The organism is Novosphingobium sp. (genome assembly GCF_027486195.1).
In the GTDB taxonomy this organism is placed as follows: domain Bacteria; phylum Pseudomonadota; class Alphaproteobacteria; order Sphingomonadales; family Sphingomonadaceae; genus Novosphingobium.
Genome location: NZ_JAIXPP010000129.1, coordinates 66,854 through 79,942 on the forward strand (window position 1 = coordinate 66,854; position 13,089 = coordinate 79,942).

Here is a 13,089-nt window from a genome sequence, read left to right on the forward strand (position 1 = left end):
GGCGGCGCAGCCAAATGGCGAAAGCCGAATGGGGGAGAATGCCGGTATGAAGATCTCACGCCACGTGTTTGCGCTCGCCGGGCTTATCGCTGCCGCCTGCGCCCTGCCCCATCCCGCACAAGCAGCGCCAAGGCCGGTGCTGCGCTTCGTCAATGGCCATATCTACACCCCGCAGGGCTGGCGCAGCGCGATGGACGTGCGCGGCAACCGCATCCTGCGCATCGGCTCGCAGGCGCAGGCAAGGGGCTGGCCGGGCACCGGCGTGAAAGTCATCGACCTCAAGGGACGCACGGTCCTCCCCGGCCTTTACGACATGCACGTCCATCCCGTGCTCCAGGCCAAGGGCGATGAAGGCCGCTGCCGCGTGCCCCAGGATGCCGGCCCGCAGCGCCTGATCGAGCTCGTCGCCGCCTGCGTCAAGGCGGCTAAGCCCGGCGAATGGGTCAGCGGCGGCCAATGGCAGTCCTCGCTGATGACCGGCACGCCGATCACCGCCGCCACGCTCGATGCAGTCTCGCCGGACAATCCGGTCATGCTCTTCGATGTCAGCGGCCACAGCGTCTGGGCCAATTCGCGCGCGCTGGCGCTTGCCGGGATCGGCCCCGGCACGCCCAATCCCGAAGGCGGCATCATCGAGCGCGACGGCGCGGGCAACCCAACGGGTATCCTGCGCGAGACGGCGGGCCGCCTGCTCACCGTCAAGGTCCCGCCGCAGCCGCAGGCGGAGACGGAGCGCCAGCTTTCCGCGCACCTCGCGATGCTCGCCGGGTTCGGCGTCGTCGGCTACGTAGAAGCCATGGCCTACCGCGACGACCTCGAAGTCTATGCGGCGCTGGCGGACAAGGGCGTCCTGAAGCAGCGCGTGCAGGCCTGCATCGCCTATTCCGAATCCGGCCGCCCCAATCCCGCCTTCGAGCAGACGCTGACGGACCGGGCGAAGTTCGCGCGCGCCACCTTCAACGCCAATTGCGTCAAGGTCTTCGCTGACGGCGTGCCGACTGAAAGCCACACCGGCGCGATGCTGGCGGATTATCAGGCCGGCCAGCCCAATGCCCCCGCGCGCGGCCTGCTGCTGTTCGATCCGCAGGCCATGGCGAAGAACCTCGCGGCATGGGACAAGCTCGGCGTCACCGTGCTGTTCCACGCCGCCGGAGACCGCGCAGTGCGCGCCTCGCTCGATGCCATCGAAGCCGCGCGCAAGGCCAACGGCATGGGCGGTCCGCTGCATCAGGTCGGCCATTCCACTTTCGTCGATCCCGCCGATCTGCCGCGCTTCAAGGCCCTGCACGCCGCGGTCGAATTCTCGCCCTATCTCTGGGATCCGCAGCCGATCAACGATGATATCACCACCGCCGTCGGTTCCCCGCGCATCGATCGGGTCTGGCCGATCCGCGAAGGCTTCGCCTCGGGCGCGCTGGTCGTTGCCGGGTCGGACTGGGCGGTTGTCCCCTCGCCCAATCCGTGGATCGGCATCGAAACCGCCGTCACCCGCCGCAACCCCGGCGGCGGCGCGCGCAGCTATGGCCTCGCCGAGGCGATCACCTTGCCGCAAGCGATCACCATGTTCACGATCAACGCCGCGCAGCGCATGGGGATCGCCGACAAGGCGGGCTCGCTCGAAGTCGGCAAGTTCGCCGATTTCCTCGTGCTCGACCGCGATCCCCTCGCCATTCCGGTGACCGAGATCCACAAGACCACGGTGCTTGAGACCTGGGTCGGCGGGCAGAAGATCTTCGCGCGGGCCAAGGGCTGAACGCCATGTGGCGGCATCTCGTCAGCGTCGCTCTGCTCGCCGCCACCACTGCCTGCCATCGCAGTCCCGACTTGCCCGCCGCCGCCGCCCGTGCAGATATCGCGGCCGTGGAGGCCGATGCCGCCGGTTGGCCGAGCTACGGCGGCCAGCCCTCCTCCACCAAATTCTCCTCGCTTGAGCAGATCAACCGCACCAATGTCGCCAGTCTTCGCCGCGTCTGGACCTGGCATTCAGGCGAAGTCTCGGTCGGCACCGAACAGGTTGACGCCACGGTCGGGGAAATGACGCCGATCTACGTCAATGCCCGGCTCTATGGCTGCACGCCCTTTGGCCGCGCTGTCGCGATCGATCCTGCCTCGGGCCGCGAGCTGTGGTCGTTCGATCCGAAGAAGCCGCGCACCGGCAACATGTACCACGAGAACTACTGCCGCGGCGTCGCCTACTGGCAGGCCGATATGCCGGCAGCCCGCGCACAGCCTTGCGGCAAGCGCGTCCTCTACGGCGCGCAGAACGCCGTGCTGCACGCACTCGATGCCGATACCGGCCGCGTCTGCACCGGCTTCGGCCAGAACGGCCGCGTCGACCTCGGCGCGATGGACTACAAGGGCGAAGGCAAACCCGCCAACACTTCGCCTCCCGCCGTATGGGGCAATATCGTGGCCTTGGGCACGGCGGTGCAGGACAACATGTACCGCAATTCGCTGGATGGCATCGTTCGAGCTTTCGACGTGGTGACCGGCAAGCCGCTGTGGACGTGGAACCCGATCCCGGACGATATCTCCGCTGTCACCGGCGCGGCCAATGCCTGGGCACCGCTCTCCGTCGATGCCAAGCGGGGCTGGCTGTTCCTCCCCACCGGCAGCGCCAGCTGGGATACGCTTGGCATCAACCGCCTGGACCGCATCCCCGATGCCAACGCCGTCGTCGCGCTCGATATGCGCACCGGCCGCAAGGTGTGGTCGTACCAGACCGTCCACCACGATCTGTGGGACTACGACCTGCCCGCTGCGCCCACTCTCGCCACCATCGACCACGATGGGCGCGCCGCCGAAGCAGTGATTCAGGCGAGCAAGACCGGCAATATCTTCGTGCTCGACCGCGAGACCGGCAAGCCGCTGTTTCCAGTCGTCGAACGCCGCGTGCCTGCCAGCGACATGCCGGGAGAGCGCGCCTCCCCCACCCAGCCCATGCCGCTCCTTCCCCATGCCGTCACATCGCAGCGCCTGCGCCCGGAAGACGCCTGGGGCCTGCTCGGCTATGATACGGCAGCCTGCCGCACCCGCATCGCCGGTTTGCGGAATGAAGGCTTGTTCACCCCGCCCAGCGTACGCGGCTCGCTGCTTCACCCCAGCTTTCTCGGCGGCACCAACTGGGGCGGCCTTGCCTATGATCCCGGAAGCGGGCTTGCGGTGGTCAATTCCTCGAATCTCGCCGCCTCGGTTCGCCTCGTCCCGCGCGCCAAGTTCGATGCCAAGCGCGATCTGAAGCCCGGTGTCTCCTACTACGAGATGCAGGGCTCGCCCTATGTCATGCTGCGCGAGGTGCTGATGTCGCCGCTTGGCGTGCCGTGCAATCCGCCGCCGTGGGGCCGCCTCACTGCCATCGACATGAAGACCGGGCAGACCCGCTGGCAAGTTCCTTTCGGCCGCCTCACACTCTCCAGCGGGATCACGTCCCCCGCCGCGTGGGGCGCGCCCAATCAGGGCGGCCCCATCGTCACGCGCGGCGGCCTTGTCTTCATCGGTGCCAGCCTCGATAGCCGCCTGCGCGCCTACGATATCCAGACGGGGCGCGAGCTCTGGCAAGCCTTCGTTCCCGCGCCCGCCACCGCCACCCCGATGACCTTTCGCCACACCGATGGCCGCCAGTATGTCGTCGTCTCCGCCGGAGGGCACGGCGGCTTCGGCACCCGGCTCAGTGACGCGATGGTGGCGTTTGCCTTGCGCTGAAGTCCTCACCGGCTGCGCGGCGATAAGCCTGCGGGGTCATCCCGAAATGGCGACCGAAGCGGCGGATGAAGCTCGCACTTTCGGCAAAGCCGACCGACAGCGCGATCTCGGCGACATCCCGGCGGCTCTGGCGCAGCAGCCGCGCCGCCGCCTGCATGCGCCGTTCGTTGACGAGATCGCGCCAGCGCAGCCCTTGCGCGCGAAGCCGCCGGCTCAGCGTCGCCGCCGAAACGCCCATGGTCTCGGCCACTTCCTCCAGCTGCGGCGCGTGGTCGAGCGGACTGGCCTCCAGCGCCCGGACCAGCGCGCCGAGAGACGTTCCGCGCCGGGCACTTTCCGCCGCGCGGCGGCGCAGATGCTCCTCCACGATCGGAAAGAGCTCCGGATCGATCACCGGGCTCGTGCACTCAAGAAAACGCGCCTCGAAGCAAAAGGCATTGGTTTCCTGATCGAAAAACACCGGGCAGCGGAAAAATTCCCGGTAGACCCGCTCGTCGCCCTCGCAGGAATGCTCGAAGCGCACCTCGACCACTTCGAACTCGCCGCCGACGTAGTTGCGGCACATGTTGTGCATCAGCGCGATCGAGAATTCCGCATCCTGCCGCCGCGATTGCAGCGTCTGGTCGGTGATGAGGTACTCGAACGTGGCAAGGCCCTCATCCGCGCTGAAGCGGTTGCGCACCGCGTCCTGGATCGTCGCGAGATAGGCCGCAAAGCCGGTGAAGGCTGCACGCAGCGATGGCGCGCTGAGGAACAGAAAGCCGAGCGCGCCCAGACTGTTGAGCGCACCCAATCGCCCCGCCTGCAGCCCGAGATAGGGATTGCCCGCCTCACGCGCCGCGCATTCCAGAAAGCCGAGGAACGCCTCGAGCGGCATGACAGCGCGCGCGTTGTCGAGGTCGTCACGCCGCAGGGCGATGCGCGCCAGCATCGGTTCGGGATCGCAGCCGACAAGGTCGAGGCAATTGACCACGTGGCGCAGCACGAGGACCGAGATCGTTGGCTTCAGCATGCCCGCCCGTGTCCCATGCGCAAAGACCCCGCGTTTGCCTCCGGATCGGACCATCCCGCATGGTGCGGGGCACGGGCAAGGGGGCTGCGCCAGTTTGGCCGCATCGGCCAAGCCGCACCGCGCCCAGTGCAGGCCTATTCGCTCCCGTCTCCCCATGGTGAAAGTTCGCGAAGCATGATCCGATTTGAAGCTCCGACGCTCCGTGCTGCCCTCCTGGCCGGGGCGCTCCTTGGCTGCGGCCCCGCCTTGGCGCAGCCCGCGTCGGTCGATCTGGTCTTCCTGCACGGCACCGTGATCACCCCCTCCGGCGCGGCGCAGGCCCTCGCCGTTTCAGGCGGAACCATCGTCGCGACCGGCACCGATACCGAGATCGCCGCGATGGCCGCGCCTTCCGCGCGCACGGTCGATCTGGCCGGCCGCACCGTGATGCCCGGCCTCTACGACATGCACGTCCACACCTACTTCGCCGGGCGCGACAAGCTTTCCTGCCGTTTCGCGCAAGGGGCCGATGCCAAGGCCATCGCCTTTGCGGTCAAGGCTTGCGCGGCCAAGGCGAAGCCCGGCGAATGGATCACCGGCGGCAGCTGGGTCGGCGCCGCGTTCAAACCGGGCGAGCAGAACAAGCGCCTGCTCGATGCCGCCGCACCGAACAATCCGGTCATGCTGAATGACGAGAGCCTGCACAGCGTGTGGGTCAATTCCCAGGTCCTGCGCATCGCGGGCATCACCCGCGCCACCAAGGACACGCCCGGCGGGGTGATCGACCGCGATGCCAAGGGCGAACCCACTGGCGTCCTGCGCGAAGTCACCGCGCGCGATATCGAACGCTTCATGCCCAAGGCCTCCACCGAGCAGCAGGTGCAGGCGATCAAGGTCGCGACCGACGAGATGCTGTCCTACGGCATCGTCGGCTTCACCGATGCCGCCGTGCGGCGCGAGATGATCGAGGGGCTTTCCGCCTATGCGAGGTCGGGCGGGCTCAAGCAGTACGCGCGCGGCTGCATCGTATGGGGGCCCAATTCGGGCGACAGCGAGGGCCTGATCCCCCAGCGCCAGGCATGGAGCGCGGGCCGGCTCCAACTCGATTGCGTCAAGATGTTCCTCGATGGCGTCCCACTCGAAGGCCGCACCGCCGTCATGCTTTCGCCCTATGCGCACCGCGGCGGGCCGCACGATGATCAGGGCCCCGGCGAGGGGCGCGGCCTCAAGCTGATCCCCGAGAACACGCTCTTCCCCGCCGTCGCCGCGTTTGACCGGCAGGGCATTCAGGTCAAGTTCCACGCGGCCGGCGACGGCGCAGTGCGCGAGGCGATCGAGGCTATTGCCGCAGCGCGGATGGCCAATGGCGATGCGGGTCCGCACCACGAAATCGGCCACAACACCTTCATCGATACCGCCGATGTCCCGCGCGGGCACGAACTGCATTTCACCTGGGAACTCTCGCCCTACATCTGGTGGCCCACCCCGATCACCTCGGTCGATATCGCCAAGGCAGTCGGCGCCGAGCGGATGAAGCGGCTCTGGCCGATGCGCGACGTGCTGGAGAGCGGTGCCAATGTCGTCACCGGTTCGGATTGGCCGGTGGTCCCCTCGGTCAATCCGTGGCTCGCCTTCGAGACGCTGGTGACGCGGCAGGTCCCCGGCGCGACCGGCGATCCGATCAACGAAGGCCAGCGCATCACGCGCGAGCAGGCCCTGGCCGTGTTTACGCGCAATGGCGCAGCGGAAATGGGCAGGCTCGACAAGGGCGGCACGCTGGAGTCCGGCAAGCTCGCCGATCTCATCGTGCTCGATCGCAACCCGCTGACCGTGCCGGTCGGCCAGATCCACGATACCCGCGTGCTGTCGACCTGGATCGCCGGTGAGCAGGTCTACGCCGCCCCGGCGGAAGGCGGCAGATAGCCGCCTCGTCCCGGATCAGAGAACGAAGTCGCCTGCCGCCAGCGCCGGCGCGCCATTGCAGCGGATCCAGAAGTCGGCAAGCCCGTCGCCGTTGGTATCGCCTTGCACGATGCTGAGGCCGGATATCACCTCCACGCGCAGCTGGCCGGCCACCTTGCTGAAGGCGCTGCTGCCGATGAAGGCAAAGGCATCGTTGCCGGAGCCGTTGGCGCTGTTGGCATCGACGGCAGAAAGATCGATCCGGTCGCCATCCGTGCGGCTGAAATCGCTGATGAGGTCGCAAGTCCAGATGGCGAGACCCCCGAAGTCGCCACCGGCAAATCGGAAGGTGTCCGCACCGGCACCGCCGATCATCACGTCGCGCGCCGCCCCGCCAATCAGGATATCCGCGCCTCCACCGCCCTGCAGCTGATCGTTTCCGTCGAGGCCCGAAAGCACGTTGTTCGCGGAATTGCCGTTGATCAGATTCGCCAGCTCGTTGCCCGTGCCGTTGATCGCCGCCAAGCCGGAAAGCGTCAGGTTTTCGACATTCGCGCCAAGCGTCAGGCTGATCCACGAAACAATCAGGTCGCGCCCGGCATCATTGGCCTCGCTCACGACGTCTCCGGCATTGTCGACAGCGTAGATATCGTTGCCAAGGCCGCCCGCCATGGTGTCGGCACCGGCATAGCTGTTCAGCACGTTGTTGCCGCTGTTGCCGGTCAGGGTATCGTTGAAGGCCGATCCGGAGAGATTCTCCACAGCCGTCAGCGTATCCCATCCGGCGGCTCCGGTGTTCTGCGCGCCCGTCAGCGCAAGGTTCACCGTGACCGGCCCGGTTGCCGAGGTATAAAGCACCGTATCGATCCCGCCGCGGCCATCGATCACGTCGTTCCCGGCACCGCCCACGAACACGTCATTCCCGCCGCTCCCGAGCAAGGTGTCGTTGAACGCGCTGCCGATCACGGCCTCGACTGAAACGAGTGTGTCCGATCCAACCTTCGCCACGTCTCCGGCAGCCGTACCCGAGGCAGTTCCTGCCGTCAGATCGACGGTGACGGCCGCCAACGCCTTGCCAAAGTTGACCGTGTCCTGCCCGCTACCGCCGTCGAAGCTGTCCTTGCCGCCATCGGTCCCGGCGTTGAAGGTGTCATTGCCGTCACCGCCCGCCTCGGTATCGTCGCCGGACCCGCCGTCCAGCGTATCGTTGCCCGCCCCGCCAGTCAGCGTGTCTGCCCCGCCATTGCCGGAAAGCACGTTGGCCGCATCGTTGCCGGTGATGGTGTCTGCGCCCGACCCGCCGCGCGCGTTCTCGATCGTGCAGCCAAAGGCAATGCCGATATTGGCATCGAGCAGGGTGTCGGAATACGTCAGCTGCGAATAAGTCCCCGGCACCAGCGTGACCGTGCAGCCCAGGCTGAACGCACTCACATCCAGCGTATCGGTTCCGCCCGCATCCCAGATCGTCTGGTAGACCGGCTGGCTCGGCGTGAATGCGTAGACGTCGTTGCCCGTGTGGTACGACATGTTCGCACCGTAGATCTTCTGCACCGCCGCGATGTCGTAGACCATCGGCGTGATGACGAGATATTGCGCCTGGGTCGATCCGGGTTTGAAGTAGAAGTTACCTGCAGGCTGGGTGTACGACATGATCGTGTAGCGCGCGTCGTCATAGCCCGCCGGGATCACATTGCCCTCGAACGGATGATCTAGCCCCAGCGCGTGGCCGATTTCGTGCATCATCGCGAGGAAATCGTAGGTGTAAGGCTGGAACGTCCCCGTCGTGACCCCCGGCTCGATCCAGATGTCGCCGTGCGCCGGGCCGGCCCCGTTGGAGATCCACTGGCAATAGCCCCAATAGTCCGGGCTTACGGCAGAGGAGTAGCCCACGCGGATGTCGCCGACATTGCCCGCAGCGTCTTCCGTGATCTTCGTGAACTTCACGTTGGCGACATCGGCCCAGCGCTGGAAGGCAAGGTCGATCCCCGGAATCTGCGCGCCAGTCACGCCGAAATGCTGGGTCGCGGTCGGTTCCGGGCCATAGCCGGTCACGAATTTCGAGGCGAATCCGTTCAGGAAAACGAAGCTGTAGCTGATCTGCGTCGAGCCGCCCGCCTGCCCGGCCCACTTCGTGCGAAACGCAGCGTCAGGTGAAAAGAGCGAATCGATGAATGCGTCGCCGGAGAGGGCAAAGGAGCCTACGCTGCCGTTGGATGTGTACTGCGTCATGACGCTCTCCCTCGGCTGGAAGTCCTGAATGGCCGAGCATGCATCATCGCGCACCGGACCTTGCCGAATAGTTCCACCGTAAGCTTAATCCCGCAAGTGCCGGGTAACTTTCATGAAACCTCCGCCAACGCTGCCGCAGCGGCGTGCGCGCTCGCCCAGGCCCACTGGAAGTTGTAACCGCCGAGCCAGCCAGTCACGTCCACTGCTTCGCCGATGGCATAGAGCCCCGGCACGGCATTCGCGCCCATCGTGCGTGAGGAAAGCCCCGCCGTGCTGATCCCGCCCGCCGTCACTTCCGCCTTGGCAAAGCCTTCGCTGCCGCTTGGCGTGAAAATCCATTGCCGCAGCCGCGCTTCTGCCGCGCGCAGCACCTTGTCCTGCGTCTGGCCAAGCTCGCCCGCCACGCCCACGCTTTCGGCGAGCCGCCCCGCCAACCGCTCGGGCAGCGCAGCGCCCAGTACCCGCGCCATCGCTGCACGCGGCCGCTCGCGCTTGGCCGCCAGCAGCCAGTCCGGCGCCTGATCGGGCAGGAAATCAATCGCCACGCTTTCCCCCGGCCGCCAGTACGACGAAACCTGCAAGATCGCAGGCCCCGACAGCCCCCGATGCGTGAACAGCGCCGCCTCGCGAAATGCCGCCTTGCCTGCGCGCGCAACCACGTCGGCTGAAACCCCGGAAAGCTCGCGAAACAGCACGTCCTCGCCGGAAAGCGTCAGCGGGACCAGCGCCGGGCGCGGCTGCACGACCTTGAGCCCGAATTTGCGCGCCAGATCATAGGCGAATCCGGTCGCGCCCATCTTGGGGATCGAGGGCCCGCCAGTCGCGATCACCAGTGCTGGCGCGGACAGGGTTTGAGCGCCAAATTCCACGCGGAACAGCCCATCACCATGCTCCACCGCGCCCACTGGCTCGCCGCAGCGCAAGTCCACCCCGCCCGCGCGGCATTCCTCCACCAGCATCGCCACGATCTGCTTGGCTGAGCCATCGCAGAACAGCTGCCCCAGCGTCTTCTCATGCCACGCAATGCCATACCGCTCGATCAGCGCGATAAAGTCCGCCGGCGTATAGCGGCTCAGCGCCGAGCGCGCGAAATGCGGGTTTTCCGACAAATAGCGGTCCGGCGCGGTATGGAGGTTGGTGAAATTGCACCGCCCTCCCCCCGAAATCAGGATCTTCTTGCCCGGCGCATCGGCATGATCAAGCAGCGCCACACGCTTCCCGCGTTGCCCTACAAGGCCCGCGCAGAACAGCCCCGCTGCACCCGCGCCCAGCACGATCACGTCATGCGCGGGCACGGCGGCCACTGGATCAGATATGGATCGCGCGCCCGTACGCCGCGAGCACGCTCTCATGCATCATTTCCGAAAGCGTCGGATGCGCGAAGACGGTGTGCATCAGTTCGGCCTCGGTGGTCTCGAGGGTCTTGCCCACAACGTATCCCTGAATCAGCTCGGTCACTTCCGCACCGATCATGTGCGCGCCGAGCAGTTCGCCGGTTGCCGCATCGAACACGGTCTTGATGAAGCCCTCGGCCTCGCCCAGCGCAATCGCCTTGCCGTTGCCGATGAACGGGAACGTGCCAACCTTGAGCTCGTAGCCCGCTTCCTTGGCCTTGGCCTCGGTCAAGCCCACGCTCGCCACCTGCGGGTGGCAATAAGTGCAGCCGGGGATGTTGAGCCGGTCCATCGGGTGCGGGTGCACTTCGGTGTTGCCCAGCGCCTGCGCGATGGCTTCCGCCGCAATCACGCCCTCATGGCTCGCCTTGTGCGCCAGCCACGGACCCGGCGTCACATCGCCGATAGCCCACACGCCGGGTACATTGGTGCGGCCATAACCGTCGATAGCGATGATCCCGCGCTCGGCGGCAACGCCCAGCGTTTCAAGGCCGATGTTCTCGGTGTTGGGCACGATGCCCACCGCCACAATCACATGGCTGAAATCGTGTTCGGCTGCCGCGCCATCCTTGCCCTTGATCTTCGCCTTCACGCCGCTCGCGCTGGTGGCAATGCTTTCCACGCCTGCGCCGGTCAGGATCTTGATCCCTTGCTTGGTCAGCGATTTCTCGAGGAAGGCGGAAACGTCCGCGTCCTCTACCGGCACGATCCGGTCCATCATCTCGACGACCGTAACATCCGCGCCCATATCATTGTAGAAGCTCGCGAATTCGATCCCGATCGCGCCCGAGCCGATCACCAGCAGCTTGGTTGGCATCGCGGGCGGCACCATGGCGTGGCGGTAGGTCCAGATGCGATCCCCGTCCGCCTTGGCAAACGGCAGATCGCGCGCGCGCGCACCGGTCGCCACGATCACGTGCTTGGCGGAGAGCACTTCCGTGCCCTTCTCACCCGTCACTTCGACCGCGCCCGCACCCTTGAGCACGCCCGTGCCCATATGCACGGTGATCTTGTTCTTGCGCATCAGGTGCGTGACGCCCTGGTTGAGCTGCTTGGCCACCCCGCGCGAACGCTTCACCACCGCGTCGATATCCGCGCGGATATTGTCCGCCGCCAGACCATACGAAGCGGCATGCTTCATCTGGTTGAACACTTCAGCCGAACGCAGCAGCGCCTTGGTGGGAATGCAGCCCCAGTTGAGGCAGATGCCGCCCAGCAGTTCGCGCTCCACGATGCCGACCTTGAGGCCCAGCTGCGCAGCCCGGATCGCCGCGACATAACCGCCGGGGCCCGAGCCGAGCACGAGAAGATCGTATTGGTCAGCCACGCAAATGCTCCTTGATGTCGGCGTCTGGTTTAGCCTGCTCGTGCAGGCGCGCCGCTCTCAATATGATCAGGCCCGGTTGTTCAGGCGACGAGCGCCAGCGGCGCTTCCACCAGCGTCTTGAACGCCTGCATCAGCTGCGCGCCTTCCGCCCCGTCGATGGCGCGGTGGTCGAAGCTTCCGGTGGCGGACATCACGGTGGCGATCCCCAGCGCATCATCGATCACATAAGGCCGCTTCTCGCCCGCGCCGATCGCCATGATCATGCCCTGCGGCGGATTGATCACCGCCTCGAACTGCTTGATGCCGAACATGCCGAGGTTCGAAAGGCTGGCCGTGCCGCCCTGATACTCGTGCGGCGCCAGCTTGCCCGCTTTCGCGCGCGCAGCAAGGTCGGCCATATCCTTCTGGATCGCCGAGATCGACTTGACGTCAGCCCCCGTCACGATCGGCGTGATCAGCCCGCCGGGGATCGAGACCGCGACGGCAATATCGGCGCGCGAATAGCGGATCAGATTGTCGCCTGCGAAGCTCACGTTCGCATCGGGCGCTAGAATCAGCGCCTTGCCCAGCGCCTTGATCAGGAGGTCGTTGACCGAGAGCTTGACGCCCTGGCCCGCCAGCGCCGAGTTCAGCTCCGCACGCAGCTTGAGCAGCTTGTCGAGGTTGATATCGACCGTCAGGTAGTAATGCGGGACGGTCGCCTTGGCTTCGGTGAGGCGGCGCGCAATGGTCTTGCGCATCGAGGAAAGCTTGACCGCCTCGTGCGGGATATCGGTGCTGAACGGCGCAGTCGCGGCAGCAGGTGCCGGAGCTGCCACAACCGGCGCAGCCACGGCTGCAAGCGTTGCCACTGCCGGAGCCACATCCAGATCGGCCTTGATGATCCGTCCGTGCGGGCCGCTCCCGGTCACCGTGTTGAGGTCAATGCCCTTCTCGCCGGCGATGCGCTTGGCCAGCGGGCTCGCCACGATGCGATCACCCGCAGGTGCCACCGGAGCAGGTGCAGGAGCAGGCGTCGCCGCAACTGGCGCCGGCGCAGGAGCAGGCACCGGTACAGCCGCTGCCACAGGTGCCGCGGCTGCTGCCGGAGCCGCATCACCCTCATCCTCGCCCACGATCGTCGCGATCACAGTGCCGACCTTCACGCCCTCGGTCCCTTCGGCCACGTCGATGGCCACCACGGTGCCCTCGTCGACTGCCTCGAACTCCATGGTTGCCTTGTCGGTCTCGATCTCGGCCATGATATCGCCCGAGGAAACCTTGTCGCCAACCTTCACCAGCCACTTGGCCAGCGTGCCTTCCTCCATCGTGGGTGACAGCGCGGGCATCTTGATCTGGATCGGCATGGGCAGCTCTTTTCCCTTATGGTTACCGGGCCTGGTTTGCGAGGCCTTGCGCCGGGAGGAGCCATCTGGCCTCCCCCGCCTTGCGCGCGCCTCTTGGCACATGGCGCGCCATTTCGCCACCCGGGCAAGGCCGGTCAAGTCTCTTGGCGCTTGCCCCGCATACGAATTAGGCCAATACGCATTACCCTGCGGTATAAG

The 13,089-nt window shown here is 66.4% G+C and carries 8 protein-coding genes; 3 read left to right on the top strand and 5 right to left on the bottom strand.

The genetic code is table 11. The annotated features are described in order from the left end of the window. Positions 1-46: 46 nt before the first annotated feature. Entirely contained in the window at positions 47-1,753 is a 1,707-nt protein-coding gene (locus Q0071_RS22335; RefSeq protein WP_298174775.1) for an amidohydrolase, read from the top strand. 5 nt (positions 1,754-1,758) lie between these two features. Continuing rightward, complete coding sequence (locus Q0071_RS22340) at positions 1,759-3,702, top strand: pyrroloquinoline quinone-dependent dehydrogenase (RefSeq protein ID WP_298174776.1); 1,944 nt, start codon at positions 1,759-1,761, stop codon at positions 3,700-3,702. On the opposite strand, the gene Q0071_RS22345 is transcribed toward Q0071_RS22340, so the two are convergent. Next, complete coding sequence (locus Q0071_RS22345) at positions 3,668-4,714, bottom strand: AraC family transcriptional regulator (RefSeq protein ID WP_298174777.1); 1,047 nt, start codon at positions 4,712-4,714, stop codon at positions 3,668-3,670. The genes Q0071_RS22340 and Q0071_RS22345 overlap by 35 nt on opposite strands. 174 nt (positions 4,715-4,888) lie before the next feature. Between Q0071_RS22345 and Q0071_RS22350 the strand changes: the two genes are divergently transcribed. Continuing rightward, positions 4,889-6,616 carry an amidohydrolase gene (locus tag Q0071_RS22350; protein WP_298174778.1) on the top strand — a complete coding sequence of 576 codons (1,728 nt, stop codon included), beginning with the start codon at positions 4,889-4,891 and terminating at the stop codon, positions 6,614-6,616. Positions 6,617-6,631: 15 nt separating this feature from the next. On the opposite strand, the gene Q0071_RS22355 is transcribed toward Q0071_RS22350, so the two are convergent. The 4 genes from Q0071_RS22355 to Q0071_RS22370 all read right to left on the bottom strand — a co-directional run bounded on the left by Q0071_RS22355 (position 6,632) and on the right by Q0071_RS22370 (position 12,891). Next, positions 6,632-8,824 (bottom strand): M10 family metallopeptidase, encoded by a 2,193-nt coding sequence (locus Q0071_RS22355; protein ID WP_298174779.1) that lies wholly within the window; start codon positions 8,822-8,824, stop codon positions 6,632-6,634. Positions 8,825-8,934: 110 nt separating this feature from the next. Next, on the bottom strand, positions 8,935-10,128 hold the full coding sequence (locus Q0071_RS22360; RefSeq protein ID WP_298174780.1) for an NAD(P)/FAD-dependent oxidoreductase: 1,194 nt from the start codon (positions 10,126-10,128) through the stop codon (positions 8,935-8,937). A 4-nt stretch (positions 10,129-10,132) separates the two neighbouring features. After that, a complete protein-coding gene (lpdA, locus tag Q0071_RS22365) occupies positions 10,133-11,545 on the bottom strand; it encodes a dihydrolipoyl dehydrogenase (RefSeq protein ID WP_298174781.1) in 1,413 nt (470 codons plus the stop codon). A gap of 80 nt (positions 11,546-11,625) precedes the next feature. After that, positions 11,626-12,891, bottom strand: coding sequence for a pyruvate dehydrogenase complex dihydrolipoamide acetyltransferase (locus Q0071_RS22370; protein ID WP_298174782.1), 1,266 nt, complete (start codon positions 12,889-12,891; stop codon positions 11,626-11,628). Positions 12,892-13,089: the final 198 nt, after the last annotated feature.